Raw genomic sequence first — 18,749 nt, 5'->3', positions numbered from 1 at the left:
GTCCCATCCCCCGCTCCCCCGCTCCCCCGCTCCCCCGCTCCCCCCCATCTCCCATTAAATTTGCTGTTCTAGCCAAACTACTCCATCTTTAAATAGTGGCTTTTGGCGCAGTAAGGAACCGAAAGGTACATCGCGATTTAAACGGGGTGCTTCTTCTAAAAAGGTGCGATATTGGCGAGTTTTCCAGCCGTAGCGTGCGAAAAAATTCGGCCCTTCTGGGGGAGCAAATTGTAACTTAGCATTAGCTGCATTAAAAGATTTACCCCACTTTTTTTGCACTTGTTGCATTAAAAAAGGCGAGGCTAATTCGCATACCCACCAGCGGAAATTAACATATCTCCGCAAATCAATTGCTAGAGATCCAACTTGTTCCGAAGTTAAATAAGCTAAGAGTCCTTCAGTAATAATTAACACTTTATTACTAGCAGCACTAACTTGAGCAAAAAGCTGATTTCTTAAGGAGAGATTTGTCAAATCTAGAGGGACAATTTTTAGATTACAAATAGGTTTTTCACTAGCAAGTTTTTCCTGTTTGTAGGATGCGATCGCAGGTAAATCAACCTCAATCCACACTAGAGAGGCGGGTAGTGACATCCGGTAAGGACGAGTATCCAAACCCGCAGCGAGGTTGAGCACGGTATCCACGCCATCGCTGCGGATGCTTTGCGCGATCGCCTCGTCGATCAGACAAGTACGGATAGCTACGGCTAAGCCTGCCTTGTCAGGAGGCCCGCCAAGGGCTAAAATAAACTTTTCCCCGCGATCGCCTCCCAGCATTCGCGCCAACGGATCGTAGAAATTGGCATCTAAGCGATCGCTTTCAATTGCACGCGCGATCGCAATCCCGAAAGCCGTATCTGATATACTCTCAATTGGCAGCAATTTATCACTCATCTCAACAAGGCGAAAGATAGGACATTTCAACTATTTCTAAATAATAAGGACTTACGCACTTCTAACGTAACGCCGCCGTCTCGGCGGTATCTTTATCACCCAGACAGAGTGTACAACAATGCGTAAGTCGTATAATGATAGGATAGCATTATTAAGCACGGTCACAAACGATCGAGGAGAATTATAAAGTGATTATTACTTCCCAGGAAATTGCACAGTTTCGCTCTCAATTAGCTGATTATTCCGAAGCTTTAAAAGCCCTGGATGTAATTGAAGACTGTGAAGGAGATATAGAAGATGCCGCAATCTCTATGGCAATTCAAGTCGGACAAGAGCCCAATACTTCTGACAATTGGCTATCAAGTTTAGCGAAAAGATGCCGTGTGGTTCTCTGCGAAGAAGACGTAAGAGCAAATTTAAGCAATGGACTATTAAAACCCGCAGTAGAAGCTTTGATTGAGGCCAAACTTTGTCCCGATATTTTAGCAACTCCTGTGGTTATTTATGTGGTCAAAACTGGAGTAACTGATTTTTGCGAACCCCTTGATTATCAACTTTAATAGGCAATGAAACTCGGACTATTTTTGAGACATCTAGGAACGCCCCTCATCTATTATCCTAAGCTAGCTAAATTTACGGGTGGTGTGGCTGCTTCTATCCTATTTTGCCAAGTATTTGACTGGCAATCTCAATTATCTCATCCCCAAGAATGGGTCACAATTACAAGCGATGAAATTGAAAAAGCAACAGGTTTAAACCCTAGCGAACAAGAACTAGCACGCCGTCAACTACAAGAGCGTTTGTTACTAAAAGCAAGATTAGTTAATGATACTACCCTAGAACTTTGGGCAGATATTGACGCTCTTGAGAATAAACTCGATAATATTTTCACCGATCGATCTTCAGATATAATAGCACGCAATGGCGGCGAAACAAAGAATCATCCTGTAGAAGTAGTGCCTAACTACCCTACCTCAAATTTAACTATTAAAACTGATAAATTTTTCGGTCAACCTCGCCAACCCACAACAGTTAGAGTTACCCCCCATTATAAATTTAGTGGCCCTTGGCAGTCTGATGAGCAATTCAAGGAATTTCAGCGTATCTTATTAGAATACTATAAAAATCAAGGTCATCCGAATCCTTCTCGATCTGTATTTTACGAAATTGATAACATGACAAAAGGCCTTATATCTCCATTATGGGATGATTTCATCTCAGGGAAACCATTGGGAGAAAGCCAGAAAGTCAAGCGAGAATGGGAGATAGAACCGGGAGTGCCTTATCCAGCTTTTGAAGAAGAAAGGACACAATATTATGTTCACAAAGGGGAACCCTTAGAACAGGCAGTTTTAAAGGCGCGAACTGACTTGAGAAATCCCGTTTTAGGCCGCGATTTGTGGGAAGGATTTTTGAGAAAGTGCGATCGAATAGCTGATGAAGCTATTAACGCTAAAAAGCATGGTTTAGAAACTCCTTATTTACCCGCTTCTTTTACTGATAAGCCTCAAATTACAAAAGAAAGTGTGATGAAAAAATTAGAAGCGATCGCGCCGCAATTTTCCTTAGAGTCATCAAGTTCTAATATGCTTTCTGCGGCAAATTTAGAACAGCAGGAAATAGAGGAACAACCATCGCACTCAGCAGATGAAATTCCTAGTATTGCTTCTTTGCATGAGGCGTGTAAAACTCCCATTGGGAGAAATATGATTGAAAATTTAATTGCTAAAAATCCAGACTGGGGATATGAAATGGTTGATGGTCAAGTTATAGAATCAATTCCTTTTTAGAGGTAAGTATGAGGCAAATTAGTGATATTGATCCTTTAGAGTTGGGAAGAGAACCTCTTTCTGAAAAAGCCAGAGAAAAGTTGCATCGGGAGAGAATTCAGCAAGAAAAAGAAAAGGGCTATCAACTATTAGTTGAACTCTGCTATTTAGGCGAGTATGATGCGGCCAAGCAACTCGCGAATCGGAATTACAGATGGGGTTATGAAATAGTTGACGGAATGGTGCTGGATAGGATAGATTAGTATTGCAATTTAATATTAGATTAAAGGATGACTACCCTTAATGCTAGAAACCTTACTCTCAACGAAGTTCGTCATTTTTTAAATTTGCAAGAACAGTTTAATAATACGGACACATTTTCTACCTTATTAACCCTAGAACCTCTTAGCGAAATTGAACAGCAAGAACTTGTCATAATCCGCAATGATTTTCGTGAATATATTTCAGCAGAAAAACTCTCAGAAGGTCTAGTAAAAGCAATAACTACCTTTCCATTAATACGATTAGCTGGCTTCTATCACCCCCCAATTAAGATCAGTCTCGAACAAGACATCGCTGAAATTATCATTGAAGATGAAGATATCACACTCACCGGGAGATTAGATATTCTAGCAATCAATAAAACCAAACCAATAACAACAGAAATATCTTTTTGGGTTTTAGTAATTGAAGCTAAAAACAGTTTAATTACCCCCCGTGCTGGTTTACCCCAACTGCTAACTTATGCCTACAAAAGTTTGGAACGCCAAGAATCAGTCTGGGGATTAGCAACAAATGGAGAGTTTTACCAATTTGTCTATATCCGCCGAGGAGAACAGCCAACCTATCAGCTTATGCCATCCTTAACTTTGATGGAACCTGAACCTTCAATTTTATTGTTACAAGTTCTCAAAGCCATTTGTAAGCTATAGAATATGCGCTAAAATTATACGATCGCTAAACCATCCCTAAAACCATGCTAACTCTCAATGCCAAAAACCTCACCATCGGACAAGTTCACCAACTTTTTAATTTCCAGAAGCAATACAATAACTCATTTACATCCCTATTATCTCTCGAACCTCTCACCGAATTTGAACAGCAAGAACTCACACAAATTAGGGATGACTTTGATAATTACCTCTCCAATGATAGAGTTTTAGAGGGACTGGTAAAAGCTCTAACTACCTTTCCATTAATGCGATTAGCTGGATTTTATCGCCACCCAATTAATATTAGTTTAGAACAAGATATTGCCGATCTTCTTATTGAAGATGAAGATATCAAAATTACAGGAAGATTGGACATTCTAGCAATCAATAAAACCAAACCGATAAACAGTGAAATATCTTTTTGGGTTTTAGTGATTGAGACTAAAAACAGTCTAATTGCCCCATTTGCAGGTTTACCTCAACTGCTCACTTATGTCTCTAAAAGTATAGAACGTCAAGAGTCTGTCTGGGGTTTAACTACGAACGGAATGGAGTATCAATTTGTATATATTCAGCGGGGAAATCCCGCAATTTATCAGCTAATGCCACTGCTAAATCTGATGGAACCTGAATCGTCAATTTTATTATTACAAGTCCTGAAAGCGATTTGCAAGCTATAAAAAAAATGGTTTTGAGCTTTGAATTACGGAAACTGGCTATCAATGTCTCTGGCTTAATGTAAAACTCTGACAACTTCAATCCCCTCCGCAATTTTAGTATAAAAAACGATGTATGGTTGAACGGGAAAACTCCTGAGTCCTGCCAGTAAATCATCGCGCTGCTTTCCCATATTAGGAAATTGAGACAACATAGGAAATCTATCTAAAATTTGAGCAATCTGTTTGTCCGCTAAGAGTTCATCCTGTTGTGTCAAGAAAACCCAGATATCTTCCAAATCTTGCTCTGCCTGCCGTGAAAGACGAAAGCGATTCACTAAGCTTGCTCCTGCTGAATCCGTTGCTTGCCTCGGCTCTTAATAGTTTTAAGCAAATTAGGCAATGACAAATCATTGTACTCGGTGTAATCACCGCTTTTGAGTTGTTCCGCGCCCAGTGTAATTTCAGATTGTAGGGCTTCCCGTTTTAGTTGAATTTCTTCGCTAGACAATGATGAAAAATTAATTTTTTGTGCTAGAAGTTGTCGCTCCTCATCGGTAAGAGAAAGAATGATTTGAGTAAGGGATTCAATCAATTTAGTATTTATTAAAGCAACAGGTTGAGTCATGGTGAACGATCTTTAACTGGTTTTCTTGATTATATCTAATATGCCACTAATTGCGGCCGCAACTTTGAACCCAATCCGAATTCCAAAAAGTTGATTTAAGTGTGCTATAGCAACTGCCACAACGGTTAAGACACTCACTCAGGGCCCAAACTATTGACTCTCTTCCCCTCTTTCCTCTCTTTCCTTCTTTCCCTTCTTTCCCTAGCCCCTAGCCCCTAGCCCCTAGCCCCTAACCGCCCTGGCGGTTGCTATACTTGGCTGTATTCCTGTTCGCTCCGCCATAAAAAAATTGAGGTAAGGAACATTCCCCACCTCAACTTTTACCTAACTATATTCCCTACAAAATAGGAAAGCTAATTAGTAACCTCTGGTATTCGGCTTGTGAACGATGAAGCTCAACACTTGGCACTGCTTCACGTTGTCAAAACCCATCACGCGGATGTAGCAAGTAGGATTTTCTTGACGGCAAGCGTTAATTTCGCTCATGATCTCTTGCACGCTTTTTGCGCCGAACAAAGGCAACTTCCACATTGTCCAATAACGCATTTCAGCAGCAGAGGTTTCGTTGAATTCCACACCGGGAATATAACCCTGATCCAAAATATATTGCAGTTGCTTAGCAATTTGTGAATCGCTCAGCGGTGGCAAATAAGACAGAGTTTCGTAGCGCCGCTCTTTGGGTAAAGTCTTCATCTTTCCTAATCTCTAGAATGTGTACGCGATTGCTGTTTTCAATCAACTAACTGGATAAATTATCCAAATTAGTTTCCGAGTCTAATTTTGTTTCAGGATGGATATGGTCAACAGATATATTCAGTTGCGTAATTCGCTCTAAGTGCTGGCGCTTGTGTCCCATATTCGCTTGCTGAATCCCAGCGCGAACCATCTCTGGCAAATAATCCGCCACTTCCTGTGCCAAATGCTCCCGCACCGTCATGATCCGAAACGCCAGCTCTTGGTTTTCCCGAAGTAGTTCTTGCAGATAAACTTCCCCGTCTTGGATTTTACCCGTTGAAGAAGCATTGCTCAACCAAATTGCCACAGGCGGATTAGTTTCGCTTAATTGAGCTATCACAATCCGCACAGCTTGATAGGTCAGGTAGCTTGCCAATACCTTAGCGGTATCTTTCGCAACTTGTTTGATATCCATGTTTGACCCAGCCCTTAAAAGTTTTGAGTTTTGAGTTTTGAGTTTTGAATTAACAACCTTTTAACTCAAAACTCAATACTTAACACTCAATACTCAACTCTTTCGATCAGACGGTATCCATTGCTTCAAACTCGAACTTGATTTCTTTCCACAGTTCGCAAGCAACAGCCAATTCAGGGCTCCATTTGCAAGCTTCGCGGATGATGTCGCCACCTTCGCGCATGAGGTTGCGGCCTTCGTTACGAGCTTGAATACAAGCTTCCAAAGCGACGCGGTTAGCAGTTGCACCGGGAGCATTACCCCAAGGGTGGCCCAAGGTACCGCCGCCGAACTGTAAGCAAGAGTCGTCGCCGAAGATTTCCACCAATGCGGGCATATGCCAAATGTGGATACCACCGGAAGCAACGGGCATTACTCCAGGCATGGAAGCCCAATCTTGGGTGAAGTAAATACCACGAGCGCGGTCTTGTTCGATGTGGTCTTCGCGCATTAAGTCTACGAAGCCCATGGTGATGCCTTTTTCGCCTTCCAGTTTGCCCACAACTGTACCGGAGTGCAGGTGGTCGCCGCCGGACATCCGCAAGCACTTGGCTAAGACGCGGAAGTGGATACCGTGATTCTTTTGACGGTCGATCACGGCGTGCATGGCGCGGTGGATGTGCAACAAGATACCGTTGCGACGACACCATTTGGCCAAGGTGGTGTTAGCTGTGAAACCACCGGTCAGGTAGTCGTGCATGATGATCGGGGTTTTGAGTTCTTTGGCGAACTCAGCCCGTTCCATCATTTCTTCGCAGGTGGGGGCGGTGACGTTCAGGTAGTGACCTTTGACTTCGCCGGTTTCTGCTTGGGCTTTTTCAATGGCATCTTGAACGAACAAGAAGCGATCGCGCCAACGCATGAAGGGCTGGGAGTTGATGTTTTCGTCGTCTTTGGTGAAGTCCAAACCGCCACGCAGACACTCATACACGGCGCGGCCGTAGTTCTTCGCAGATAGACCTAATTTAGGTTTGATGGTACAGCCCAGCAAAGGACGACCGTACTTGTTCAATTTGTCACGCTCAACGGTGATACCGTGAGGTGGCCCTTGGAAGGTTTTCAGGTAAGCGATGGGAATTCTTAAATCTTCCAAACGCAGAGCACGTAAGGCTTTGAAACCGAAAACATTACCAACCAATGAGGTCAGCAAGTTGGTGACGGAACCTTCTTCAAACAAATCCAGAGGATAGGCAATAAAGCAGATGTATTGGTTGTCTTCACCGGGAACTGGCTCGATGTCATAACAGCGACCTTTGTAGCGGTCGAGGTCGGTCAAAAGGTCAGTCCAAACTGTTGTCCAAGTACCAGTGGAAGATTCGGCGGCCACAGCGGCTCCAGCTTCTTCTGGGGGAACTCCTGGCTGGGGCGTGACGCGGAATGCAGCCAGAATATCTGTATCTTTTGGCGTATAGTCCGGCGTGTAATACGTCAGTTTATAGTCTTGAACTCCGGCTTTATACCCAGCCTTAGATTGAGTTTGGGTTTGAGAATAAGACATAATGTCGCGTCCCTCGATTCGCTTAAATTTTTTGTCTAATGGCAGACTGATAAAAACTATATCAAGAAAGCGATACTGTGTAATTTTAATATTATTTTAATTTACATAAGTTTACTTTATGTTTTTGCAACATTTGAAAACATTATTTAACAATTCTTAAAATATTATTGGGCGAATAAGTGATAGAGATGTAAGCCGAGCGGACTGTGGGGATGTGGTGGGAGTGGAGGGCGATCGCAATCTGTGCCTTGGGAAAACCAGCAGCTTGATGCTGTTAATTAAGCGGGAGTAAATTCCTTTTGACAAGATTTATAATAGGATAACGAGCGACCTGGAATAACACCAAATTTTTCCCATTATAAATCTAGTTTAACCTCCTGATGAGTGCGATCGCACTTGGTCAACTTACGGCAGAGGGACAAATTTGTAGCCAGTATTTCCTGCGCGTTTAACTTGCACTAAAATCGGCTTACCAGTGCGATCGCCCGTTGGTAAAAACTTTACTTCCTCGCTTGCCCCTGCTGTCGAGAAACTGGGATTTCGGAGTGCTTGTTGCAACCCTTGCCGGGTATTACTTTGGCGCAAACCCGCGACGATCGCTTGAGTTGCGTCAAAACTGGTTGCCGTGCGCCAATTTACGATTCCGCCCCACCGCTGGCGGGCATTGTCTGGGAAAGGGCTACCCGGATTAGTTTCAGGATGCCAGGGAACAGGCAGAACCAGCCCCTCAACGTCCTTTTGACCTTCTTTTAAAGTTTGATTAGTATAGAGTGTAGTATTGGCGTATAGTGACAATTTGCCTCGATTTATCTGAACCAGAGACATAGCGCGATCGATGCGATCGACGTGGGGTAATACCATCAATCCTTGCGCTCCTTTGCTAACAGCATCAGCAAAGGCATTGTTGGGATTAAAAGAAGGTGTGGAAAAATCGCAAACAGTAGGAACAAATCTACCTCCAGCAGCACTAAGAGCTGCCACAAACTCATCTTTAAATGAGATGCTATCCGGTGCTTGCGAGTCAGAACAAATGGCAATATTAATTTTGCCTGTTTTCACTACATAAGTGGCTAAACGAGTAGCCATTAAACTAATATTGGGTACTGTCCGAAAAATGTAGCTGCCAAATCCTGAGAGATTATTTGCTTGGCTAGTAGGTGTCACCATTACCAGTTGTTCTTGCTGATAGATCGGAGCAGCTTCGAGAGAAGCACTGCTAGCATTGTGTCCAATTACTGCTAGTATCTTTGCATCCTGTGTTAATGATTTTGCAACTTCTTTGACCACCTCTGAATTGTTGTCATCATTGACAATCTCTACTTGCAGTTGTGCGCCATTGATGCCACCGCTAGTATTGATTTGATCCTGAGCTTGGGCCACACCTCGGAGGATTTCTTGGGCAACATTCGGATTGCTACCAATGGGAACGCTGACAGCAATTTTTAAGGAAGAACCATTGCTAGCTCTGGCATTATTCAAATAGATAACAGTTTCCGGGTCATTACGATTTTGTTGCAGCGCCGCCTGAAATTTTTGGACAGCTTCTTGGTAATCTCCTTTAGCAAAAGCTGTAATACCTGCTTGCTTTTCGGCTGTGGTTTGCGATGTTAGTAATATCTGATTTCCTAAACTTGCACGATTGGCGATCGCTCCCGATGGCTGTGAACTTTTCCCCTTGAATAAACTAGGAAGAAACTTGTATGCACCAAACCCAATTAAGCAAAAGAGAATAATAAAAACAATGGGCGGTGGACTTGTTCTTTTGTTAGTATTTTGAGACATGATTTGTTTTCCTAATTGTGATATTATTTGAAAGCCGAGCCTTCAGCTACGCATTCCCAGGCTCTAACTGGGAACGAGAAAACGAGAAAGCCTGTAAGGACGGGTTCGCCAATCACATTAAACGGTGGGAACAGATTAAATCAACGATCTCACCTCTTTGACACATAATAAGGATATTCAGACCCTACCAAATTGGTTGTGCCTCAGCCTATTCTTACCACCGCCCACTGCATTAACCCCGATTGCCCAAGGCCTTATCCTCAGACTTGGGGTAATAATTTTTGTCAGAGTTGCGGAGCTCCCCTGCGGCTGCTAAATCGCTATATTCCTTTACAACGCCTCGGAATTGGGGGTTTTGCAGCGATTTACACTGTCTGGGACTTGCAGAGTCAGACAGAACGAGTACTCAAAGTCCTGCTCGAAAATTCCCCCAAAGCTTTAGAATTGTTCGAGCAAGAAGCGTGGATGTTAGCGAGTTTACGCCATCCAGGGATACCCAGAATCGAGCCTGACTGTTATTTTCACTTAGAACTCCGAATTGTCTCAAATCAAGGGAATTACTCGCAACGCCGCCTCCCTTGTCTGTTGATGGAAAAAATTCACGGCAAAACTTTACAGGATATTCTCGACGATCGCCCTCAAGGGTGTCCAGAGGCGTGGGTATTTAGTTGGCTAACTCAAGCAGTGGAGATTTTGCAGGAGTTGCACGATCGCAATATTATTCACCGAGACATTAAGCCTTCTAATTTAATGCTCAGGGAGGAAACTGGGCAATTGGTGATGATTGATTTTGGGGGGGCGAAACAGGTAGGGGTGGATGCAGTTAATAAAGGGAGTTTGAGTTCGACGCGACTAATTTCTCCAGGTTACAGTCCTCCAGAACAAATTGTCGGGGGTGCGGTTGGGCCTGCTGCGGATTTCTATGCTTTGGGCCGGACTTGCATTAACTTATTAACTGGTAAATATCCGGCGGATCTTGAAGATCCTTTAACTGGCGAGTTGCGATGGCGACATATTGCGCCTCATAGTCAGAGTTTGGCTAATTTATTGGATGATATGGTGCGATCGCAGGCGCGGGAACGTCCGGTAAATGCGGATCAAATTCGCGATCGCCTCGCTAAAATTTCTTTAAGCCAGAATTCGCAGACTTCGATCGTTGCTGTAGGTCAAGGCGTGCTCAATTTTTCCTGGGAAGTGTTGGGGACGGTAGCTGAAGGGATTGGAAGTTTAACTGTTTTACTGTTCAGCGCGATCGCGCAGACAGTGGTAGCCTCTCTAGATACTGCTTGGGAAATGGTACTGGGCGGACTGGGTGGAAGTGTAGGGGCGATCGGTGGCTTGATTTTGGCTTATTGGTCGCCTTTTGGCCCACAGTTGGCGAGTTTGCTTAATCAGGGATTGCACGAGCTCGTACCCGATCTTACCTTCAATGTCGGGGTAGAGGTGTTGCTGTTTGGATGTGCTGGTTTGGGAACTGCTTTCGGTTTGACGGATGCGGGAGGATTTCGCCAGCGTCGCCGGTATTGGATGGCCGGTTTGACGGGAATGCTGGGCTATGGATTGGGGGGGTTGTGTTGGGCGAGTGGGATAGATGAGATGATGTTAGTAGGGGCGATGGCGATCGCATCTCTGACCTTGGGAATGGGTTTGCGTAGCCATCATGGGGTACACACTTTCGTGGCCGCGATCGCACCTTTTGCTGTGTTTGCTAGCTTCAAAACCTTTAATTTTTTCCCTGATAGTTTCTTGCGCTTCCTTTTACTGGCTCATTCTCAACCCAATTGGTTACAATTTTGGGGAAGCATAGCCTTTTTTGGCTTAATGGGAAGTGCGATCGGATTGTGTTTGGGCGCGAGTCATTATTTAATTGTTCCTTTATTGCGGTGGTTGGGATGGCGCTAGATTGTTAATTGTTAATTGTTAATTGTTAACTGTTAACTGTTAACTGTTAATTAAGAGCAGCACATACTCAATTAAAAAATGCTATAGATAAGATCGTATCCCCATAAAAACTAGGAAATAAAAATGGGCAGAGTTACAACCACCATCACCGTTACTAACCATATAGACGAGATTTTAGCAGAAAGAGGGTTTATTGCTCTAGAGCAAATCCGCTCTATTACTCTCGATAACGTTTTAGTGGATACAGGAGCGACTAGACTGTGTTTGCCAGCAGATATTATTAGTGATTTGGGTTTGCCTATGACTGGAGAAATTCAAGGGGAGACAGTAATTGGCAACAGGATGTTTCGCGTTTTTAAGGATATCACTCTTTCCGTCGCAGGGCGACAAGGGTTATATAATTGTGTGGAACTTCCCGCAGGTCAAGAACCTTTACTCGGTCAAATTCCCTTAGAAGATTTAGGCTTAGAACCAGACTTGAAAAATCAAGTGCTGAGGATATTGCCCGCAGAGGGAAAACAAAGCTATATCAGAGTGTAAATTTATGCCAACAACTCCCTATTATAGCAATCGCTTTCGTCGGTTAGGACACTTGCTCATTACTTCCACCCTTGATTCTATTCCCTTCTTCCCCTTCTTCTTCTTCTTCTTCCCCTAGCCCCTAGCCCCTAGCCCCTAGCCCCTATTTAGTAAGTTAATGCCAGTCACTATTAACCAATTAATTCAATCTAAACAGCAAGGTCGTCAAATTGTAGTTTTGACGGCCTACGATTTCGCTATTGCTGAACTCTTAGATCGAGCAGGTGTTGATATTATTTTAGTAGGCGATTCTCTGGCAATGGTAGCATTAGGCTATGAAACAACTCTGCCAGTAACTCTCGATGAAATGATCCATCACGCGAAAGCGGTTCGTCGCGGAGTTAAGGAAGCGTTAGTTGTGGTGGATTTGCCTTTTTTAAGTTATCAAGAAAGTCCGCAACAAGCGATGCACTCAGCGGGGAGGGTGTTGAAAGAAACGGGGGCGCAAGCGATAAAGTTAGAGGGGGGAAACCCGGCGATCGCGCAAACAGTTTCTCAGCTAACATTAGCAGGAATACCCGTTATGGGCCACGTTGGTTTAACTCCGCAGTCGGTACACCAACTGGGTTATCGGAAACAGGGGAAAACGGCTGAGGCGAGTGAGAGAATTTTAGGGGAAGCGATCGCGCTTCAAGACGCGGGGGCTTTTGCGATCGTATTAGAGCATATTCCGGCGGATTTAGCGGCTCAAATTAGTCAAAAGTTAGTAATTCCTACTATTGGCATTGGGGCGGGGCCTGATTGTGACGGTCAAGTTTTGGTAATTAATGATTTGTTGGGGCTTTCTGTGCGGTTGCCTCCGTTTGCGAAGGCCTATACTAATTTGCGGGAAACTATTACTGAGGCCGTGCAGAATTATGCAATGGAAGTTAGAGAGGGGAAGTTTCCTGAGTGAGTTTTGATATGGTGTGTTGTGGATTTATGTTTAATTAATTTCACGTATTATATCATTTTTAAAGACCTGTAGGGGCGGGTTCGCCAATAGCTAAAAGCGTAGCGGAAAGACTAAAAAACCCGCCCCCACCCCACGATTAATCCGGGGCGGGTTTTGTGAATTTATCGTTTTTATTACAATATTTTGGCGAACCCGCCCCTACCGGATTTATGTTTAATTAATTTCACATATTATATCATTTTCAAAGACCTGTAGGGGCGGGTTCGCCAATAGCTAAAAGCGTAGCGTAAAGACTCAAAAACCCGCCCCCACCCCACGATTAATCCGGGGCGGGTTTTATAGATTTATCGTTTTTATTACAATATTTTGGCGAACCCGCCCCTACCGGAATTATTTATCTTTGCGAGAATTTTTTAACCATATCAACGCCCATACCAAAACTGGGATAAAACCAATTAATAAACTCCAAAAAACTGATTGTGTAAAAGGATGTATACTGCCAGCATTTTTATCCCAAGGCATTAACAAAGGTAGTTCAGGTTTTATCAACCCATAGCTGGTAGCAACAATACCGGCGGCTGCCATTCCTCCGCCAACAACTCCAATGGTAATATTTAAGTTGCGACTGCTAATAGTATCTTGTTCACTGCTTTTTCTGTCCGCTTCTATTTGTTCAATCTCTACCATTCCTCGGATATTAGCAATCATTTCTTGAAATAAATTCTGACTAGCAATCAAGTAATTTAAGTCTACCTTGATTTGTTCCTGATATTTATTTTTACTTACCTCAGCGAATTTATCTAAAAACTGTAACTTATCCGATTGAAATTGTAAATCTTGAATAGTTGCTAAAATTTGAACATAGTTTTCCGTGTTAGTAGTGATAGTATTGATACATTCGCTAATATCCCGCAAACATCGGCTATAGTCAAACCCTAATATTCTAACTTCTGCAAGTAATTTCTTTAATGCTTCCAGCCTTGCAACTGCATCATTTTGATTATCAATTGCCTTAAATTCGCTTTGTTTTGCATCAAGTTTAGCAGCAATTGCTTTGCCGTGTTGATACCAAGATCGAGAACGGTAATAAGAAAATAAAATCTTGTGACGGTATAATAGTAAGCGATGAAAATAAGGATTAAAATCTGTAGTAAGAGCTTCGACAGTCTTAGGATTACAGTTAAGCCATACTAAAATATGATGTCTTTTTGTAGGGTCAAGTTCTCCGTTATCATACTCGTAAATGGGACTACCAAACAAAACTCCCTTTTTAATCTGTTCGGGTTGAGGTTGAATTTGATTTTGTAGTAAATATTGAAAGCATTGTTTAGCTAGTTCTTTATTACAAGAAATATCGTCTATTGTTTCCGCGTAAAATAATAACGTTTGCCCAGTAGAAGGCCGAATAAATTCGGGTAAAAGACATCCTTCAATATTGAGTTTTCCTAATTCACTAACTGGCAAAATTTGGTTAGGATAAAAAACAGTTAAATCTGCGCTATAGGTATCGTGAAACCGAACTGGATAAATGGTTAATTCTAAGCCATTATCTTTTTTATTAAATTTAATGGTTTCTTCTTTAAGCAATCTTTGAAAAGAAGGATTTTCCTCTTCGGGATTTATCAATAAAGGGATAAAAGATTTAAGATCGTCAACCCCAAATTTTCCCACAACTTCGTCCAAGTTTGTCCACAAATTCAAGGCATTATCTGCTAATTTTCCCGCTTCTTTGTCCGCATCATTGCGTAATTGAAAAGTGTAGAGGGTAATGCTAGGATTTTTAAGTTGTAGTTCTTGAGTCATTATTTTTCCGATAGTCCGACAGGGGTTAAAACCCCTGTCTCAAAGATCAAGTCCTCTGAAGAGGACTAAGAAGAATTTTAAATTAATTAGTCCTCTTCAGAGGACTTAAACTATTAGACAGGGGTTTTAACCCCTGGCGGGTTTCAGTTTAAGTTGACACGCCTTGGGTAAGGCCTAAGTCCCTACTGATTTGGGTTAGTATCCGCTGGTGATTTCGGAGGTAAACTCGACCTTTCCTGATTTTCTTTTAACCTTTCATCTGATTCTCTCACAACTTGATCTGAAGGATTGCTACTGGTTCCTCTAGCCGCCGCCGTACAGATTTTATTAGCAACAGCCTCCTCTATTTTAGGACGAGATTTACACCATAATTTAAACCTTTCGGCAAGTTCTTCTGCTGTTTCACCGGGACGAGAATATAATTCAGTAAGTGCGTCTTTGTGTTCTGCAAACAAGCGAGGATGATTGGTTTCTAAAGCTTTATAAAATCCTTCAATAACTTCTTCTGGTGTCGCATTTTCAGGAATTGACATAATGTTAAAAATCTCCTCTATGGTGATAATTTCTAATTTTAAACTTGAGGTTTCGCCAATCAGGGTAAAGCCCGCCCAATCGGAAGGACTGGAATATTCATCATTTTTTTTCGTCCCCAACATAGCATGGCGCAAGGCCGCCCCGCGATTTTCCCCATTAGCTAAATTCTGATAAAATTGAGTCATCAAAACCTTAGCGGCCGGTGCGCCAATATTCCACAGGGAAACGATTAAACTGGGAACTCCTGCGAGAATAAAACAGCGCGATAACCCAATAATTCCATCGCCGGTAATTGTGCCTTTGCCGGTGCTACAGGCACTCAATACTACTATCTCACAATTGAGTTCTTTATCAATAATTTCAGCGGCATTTAACGCCCCATCATCACCATCGGCAGGGGCTAAAACAATTGTGCCGGGAATCCGCCCTTTAGCAATTTCATCGGGTTTATATTCGTCTAAAAGTCCGTGGGCGAAAATGTGGACGATGCGCGTTTCTAGCATTCCGTTGATGACGGCAACTTTGGTGGCTTTGTCTCCCGTGATGGCGGTGGTTTCTAAGATGGTGGCGATGCTTTCGGCTGCTGCTTCCATAAATGGATAGGGACGCAGTTTATAAGGATCTGCTTGGAAGTTTTGGTGTAAGGTTGGTTCAGCTACTACTAGGGCTTTTTGCCGGGTTTCTCGCCTTTGCCGATCTTGCGCGTGGGTGTGTTTTAAGACTTCGATGGATGGGGCGATTAGGGGTGTATAATCTTCGATGAAATAGCGTCCTTGGGGGTTTTGTAAGGCGGCAAAGGGTACTAAAAATAGGGCATAATGGGGGATGAAAATCACGGGGGATTCGGGATCTCTGGGTAACAAGTCGGCTATGGGTGCGATCAGGATTTCATGGAGTAATTGCAATAGGGGAAAGTTGGATTGTGTGTCTCTTTTGTCGTCGGTTTCTATTTCAATTCTGTTTTGATTGCTGTCTTTTTCATCGACACCAATGGAAACCCGCGCTTTGAGGATGATTTCTTGGAGATCGTTGAGAGATTTCTGGCGAGATTCTAAGGGGGTTAAGTTGGCGCGGCGAAATTCAATGTTTCCTGTGGGCTGAATTACCCAGATATAAATGCCTTCAGTAACTATTGAATATTCAACGAGGGTGGCGTTTTGATTTTGGGCAACTTGCTGGATATCAGAAATTGTTAGATAATCTGTAATTTCCTCAGCTTTTTCTCCCTTTTCTGGTTCTGAGGTTTGCCGTCTCAGTAACTCGATAAAAGCACGAGTGCGCCCCCTTTCGGAAAATTCTAAAGCTTCGGTAAGTTTATCTTGGGCAACTAACACTTCTTGCATTAGCCGATAGGAAGATCGCTGGGTTTCAAAAATTGAGACTATATCACTATCATCTCTTAAATTGGTTCGTAATTCTTCCCAAGTTATGATAGCTTGTCGTAGGATTTCTTCGGCTTCTGGGAATTGATTGATTCTTTGCAGAGTTACGCCGAGATTATTCAGGGAAGTTGCCTCTCCCTCGCGATCTCCTATTTCCCTGGCAATGGCTAAAGAATGCTGGTGGTAGTCTATAGCTAACTGGTATTGCCCTAATGATTTATAGGCAATTCCCAGATTTCCCAGAGAAATTGCCTCTCCCTGGCGATCTCCGATTTCCCTCTTAATGGCTAAAGAATGCTGGTGGTAGTCTATAGCTAACTGGTATTGCCCTAATGATTGGTAGGCAAGTCCCTGATTTCCCAAAGAATTTGCCTCTCCTTGGCGATCTCCGATTTCCTTCTTAATGGCTAAAGACTGCTGCTGGTAGTCAATCGCTTTCTGGAATTGCCCTAATGATTGGTAGGCATTTCCCAGATTTCCCAGGGAAGTTGTCTCTCCCTGGCGATCTCCGATTTCCTTCACAATGGCTAAAGACTGCTGGTGGTAGTCTATAGCTAACTGGTATTGCCCTAATGAATGGTAGGCATTTCCCAGATTTCCCAGGGAAGCGGTCTCTCCCTGGCAATATCCGATTTCCCTGGCAATGGCTAAAGACTGCTGGTGGTAGTCTATAGCTAACTGGTATTGCCCTAATGAATGGTAGGCATTTCCCAGATTTCCCAGGGAAGCGGTCTCTTCCTGACGATATCCGATTTCCCTATTAATGGCTAAAGACTGCTGATAGTAGTCTATAGCTAACTGGAATTGCCCTAATGATTGGTAGGCAAGTCCCTGATTTCTCAGGGAAATTGCCTCTCCTCGACGATATTCTATTTCTCTGGCAATTGCTAAATTTTGCTGGTGGTAGTCTATGGCATTATGGAATTGCCCTAATGATTGGTAGGCAATTCCCAGATTTCCGAGGGAAGCTGCCTCTCCCTGGCGATATCCGATTTCTCTGACAATCACTAATAACTGCTGGTGGTAGTCTATAGCTAACTGGAATTGCCCTAATGATTGATAGGCAATTCCCAGATTTCCGAGGGAAGCCGCCTCTCCCTGGCGATATCCGATTTCTCGATAAATTGTTAATGCCTGTTCCCAAGATGCCAAGGCCTCTCGAAACCGGCTTTTTCGATAAAGGTTAATCCCTTGAATCAATAACCTATAAGCTTCTTCTTCCTTTTGTGTACTCATCTCGCCATCATCCATCCTGACTATAAATATATTATGCCACAGCCACAAAAAACCACAAAGCACGGACAATACCAGATCGTCCGTTCAATTAGCATCAAATAGCCAGCTATATTTACCTTAAATTCAATCCAACTTCAAAGAATTAACCGGCACTTCATCCCAAGAATTAACAGTCCGCAATCTAGCAATCCAACCTTGTGTTTTTTGCAACTCCGTCAAATTCTTCTCAAAAGACTCGTGACAATGCTTTGCTTGACCAGAATTGAATCCAATTGAGAGAATCCTGTAATTACTACTTGATTAGACTGCGCGATTTCCTACTAAACTCATCCAAAAAAATACTAATCTCCCCTCATTTCCTGTGCCAATAATTCCTCTAATAACGGTACTAGAGGAGGTAGATCCTCAGAGATAGTTCTCCAAAGCCGATCTAAATTGACTTGAAAATACTCGTGAGCCATCACATTTCTCATGTCACCCATTAAACGCCAAGGAATCTGCGGATAACGAGACTTAATTTCATCATTGACATTAACAGAAGCTTCACCAATAATGATAAAGTTGTAAAGAATCCCTTGCAAAATCAGTTCTTCTATGCTCTCAAATTCCGTAAAATTTATTCCAGTAATAACTCCTTGAATACGAGCGATCGCATCCAAAATATCCTGAATTCGTAAAGGCCATTCTCTAGAGGGCACGGATCGCCTCCTTGAGAATAGGTTCCCGCAAATGTTCCCTCAAAGCATCCTCTGTTCCTAAGTCAATGGCGCATCCCAATATATCTTCTAAATAGTGCTGTACCCTAAATAGTTGAAATAGCCCGCCTGGTTGAGTAAACTCCACTAAAAAGTCTACATCACTATCGGGTCGCGCTTCATCCCGCGCCACTGAACCAAACAAATCTAAAGACTTTACCCCCAAACCTTTTAAGTTATCCTTGTGGGCGGCTAAAATTGCTAATACATCTTCCCGTTTCATTATTACTTTTACCGCTCCTTTACCTATATTTTAACCCTTTTGACATTCTGTCAGCCAGTATATCAATTCCGGCTGTGCCAGAATTGATATAA

The 18,749-nt window shown here is 42.9% G+C and carries 19 protein-coding genes; 8 read left to right on the top strand and 11 right to left on the bottom strand.

Going from position 1 to position 18,749, the window contains the following annotated elements:
• Nucleotides 1-54: 54 nt before the first annotated feature.
• Nucleotides 55-894, bottom strand: coding sequence for a class I SAM-dependent methyltransferase (locus OSCI_RS13100; RefSeq protein WP_007355447.1), 840 nt, complete (start codon nt 892-894; stop codon nt 55-57).
• A 188-nt stretch (nt 895-1,082) separates the two neighbouring features.
• Here OSCI_RS13100 and OSCI_RS13095 point away from each other — a divergent pair, with 188 nt between their 5' ends.
• Genes OSCI_RS13095 through OSCI_RS13075 form a run of 5 tightly spaced genes read left to right on the top strand, consistent with a single transcriptional unit; the run spans nt 1,083 to nt 4,275 of the window.
• Nucleotides 1,083-1,454, top strand: coding sequence for a hypothetical protein (locus tag OSCI_RS13095; RefSeq protein WP_007355446.1), 372 nt, complete (start codon nt 1,083-1,085; stop codon nt 1,452-1,454).
• A 6-nt stretch (nt 1,455-1,460) separates the two neighbouring features.
• The gene (locus OSCI_RS13090; RefSeq protein ID WP_007355445.1) at nt 1,461-2,684 is read left to right on the top strand and encodes a hypothetical protein; all 1,224 of its coding nucleotides are present in this window, start codon (nt 1,461-1,463) and stop codon (nt 2,682-2,684) included.
• An 8-nt stretch (nt 2,685-2,692) separates the two neighbouring features.
• Nucleotides 2,693-2,926: a hypothetical protein gene (locus tag OSCI_RS13085; RefSeq protein WP_007355444.1), complete on the top strand. Its 234-nt coding sequence runs from the start codon at nt 2,693-2,695 to the stop codon at nt 2,924-2,926.
• Nucleotides 2,927-2,953: 27 nt separating this feature from the next.
• Nucleotides 2,954-3,595, top strand: coding sequence for a hypothetical protein (locus tag OSCI_RS13080; RefSeq protein ID WP_007355443.1), 642 nt, complete (start codon nt 2,954-2,956; stop codon nt 3,593-3,595).
• Nucleotides 3,596-3,639: 44 nt separating this feature from the next.
• On the top strand, nt 3,640-4,275 hold the full coding sequence (locus tag OSCI_RS13075; RefSeq protein WP_007355442.1) for a hypothetical protein: 636 nt from the start codon (nt 3,640-3,642) through the stop codon (nt 4,273-4,275).
• 53 nt (nt 4,276-4,328) lie between these two features.
• On the opposite strand, the gene OSCI_RS13070 is transcribed toward OSCI_RS13075, so the two are convergent.
• From OSCI_RS13070 to OSCI_RS13045, 6 genes are all read right to left on the bottom strand, one after another.
• Nucleotides 4,329-4,589, bottom strand: coding sequence for a type II toxin-antitoxin system RelE/ParE family toxin (locus tag OSCI_RS13070; RefSeq protein WP_007355441.1), 261 nt, complete (start codon nt 4,587-4,589; stop codon nt 4,329-4,331).
• Nucleotides 4,589-4,879, bottom strand: a complete 291-nt coding sequence (locus tag OSCI_RS13065) for a hypothetical protein (protein WP_007355440.1) — start codon at nt 4,877-4,879, stop codon at nt 4,589-4,591. The genes OSCI_RS13070 and OSCI_RS13065 overlap by 1 nt, the downstream gene beginning before the upstream one ends.
• Before the next feature lie 357 nt (nt 4,880-5,236).
• On the bottom strand, nt 5,237-5,572 hold the full coding sequence (locus tag OSCI_RS13060; protein WP_007355439.1) for a ribulose bisphosphate carboxylase small subunit: 336 nt from the start codon (nt 5,570-5,572) through the stop codon (nt 5,237-5,239).
• Nucleotides 5,573-5,618: 46 nt separating this feature from the next.
• Nucleotides 5,619-6,029, bottom strand: a complete 411-nt coding sequence (gene rcbX / locus OSCI_RS13055) for a RuBisCO chaperone RbcX (RefSeq protein WP_007355438.1) — start codon at nt 6,027-6,029, stop codon at nt 5,619-5,621.
• Between the two features lie 106 nt (nt 6,030-6,135).
• Nucleotides 6,136-7,566, bottom strand: coding sequence for a form I ribulose bisphosphate carboxylase large subunit (locus OSCI_RS13050; protein ID WP_007355437.1), 1,431 nt, complete (start codon nt 7,564-7,566; stop codon nt 6,136-6,138).
• A 405-nt stretch (nt 7,567-7,971) separates the two neighbouring features.
• A complete protein-coding gene (locus tag OSCI_RS13045; RefSeq protein WP_007355436.1) occupies nt 7,972-9,348 on the bottom strand; it encodes an ABC transporter substrate-binding protein in 1,377 nt (458 codons plus the stop codon).
• Nucleotides 9,349-9,546: 198 nt separating this feature from the next.
• On the opposite strand from OSCI_RS13045, the gene OSCI_RS13040 reads away from it, so the two are divergent.
• The 3 genes from OSCI_RS13040 to panB all read left to right on the top strand — a co-directional run bounded on the left by OSCI_RS13040 (nt 9,547) and on the right by panB (nt 12,724).
• Nucleotides 9,547-11,250: a serine/threonine protein kinase gene (locus OSCI_RS13040; RefSeq protein ID WP_007355435.1), complete on the top strand. Its 1,704-nt coding sequence runs from the start codon at nt 9,547-9,549 to the stop codon at nt 11,248-11,250.
• A gap of 123 nt (nt 11,251-11,373) precedes the next feature.
• A complete protein-coding gene (locus OSCI_RS13035) occupies nt 11,374-11,790 on the top strand; it encodes a hypothetical protein (protein WP_007355434.1) in 417 nt (138 codons plus the stop codon).
• A 157-nt stretch (nt 11,791-11,947) separates the two neighbouring features.
• Nucleotides 11,948-12,724 carry a 3-methyl-2-oxobutanoate hydroxymethyltransferase gene (panB, locus tag OSCI_RS13030; protein WP_007355433.1) on the top strand — a complete coding sequence of 259 codons (777 nt, stop codon included), beginning with the start codon at nt 11,948-11,950 and terminating at the stop codon, nt 12,722-12,724.
• A gap of 390 nt (nt 12,725-13,114) precedes the next feature.
• On the opposite strand, the gene OSCI_RS13025 is transcribed toward panB, so the two are convergent.
• The 4 genes from OSCI_RS13025 to OSCI_RS13010 form a co-directional block, all read right to left on the bottom strand.
• Entirely contained in the window at nt 13,115-14,527 is a 1,413-nt protein-coding gene (locus OSCI_RS13025; RefSeq protein WP_007355432.1) for a hypothetical protein, read from the bottom strand.
• Nucleotides 14,528-14,709: 182 nt separating this feature from the next.
• Nucleotides 14,710-17,694 (bottom strand): CHAT domain-containing tetratricopeptide repeat protein, encoded by a 2,985-nt coding sequence (locus OSCI_RS13020; RefSeq protein ID WP_007355431.1) that lies wholly within the window; start codon nt 17,692-17,694, stop codon nt 14,710-14,712.
• 326 nt (nt 17,695-18,020) lie between these two features.
• Entirely contained in the window at nt 18,021-18,377 is a 357-nt protein-coding gene (locus OSCI_RS13015) for a DUF86 domain-containing protein (protein WP_007355430.1), read from the bottom strand.
• Nucleotides 18,367-18,657 carry a nucleotidyltransferase family protein gene (locus OSCI_RS13010; protein WP_007355429.1) on the bottom strand — a complete coding sequence of 97 codons (291 nt, stop codon included), beginning with the start codon at nt 18,655-18,657 and terminating at the stop codon, nt 18,367-18,369. Before OSCI_RS13010 ends, OSCI_RS13015 begins: the two co-directional genes overlap by 11 nt.
• Nucleotides 18,658-18,749: the final 92 nt, after the last annotated feature.

The organism is Kamptonema sp. PCC 6506 (assembly GCF_000180455.1).
Taxonomy (GTDB): Bacteria; Cyanobacteriota; Cyanobacteriia; order Cyanobacteriales; family Microcoleaceae; genus Kamptonema; species Kamptonema formosum.
The sequence above is the reverse complement of the archived record's forward strand: the minus strand, read 5'-3'. Positions and strand labels throughout refer to the sequence as shown.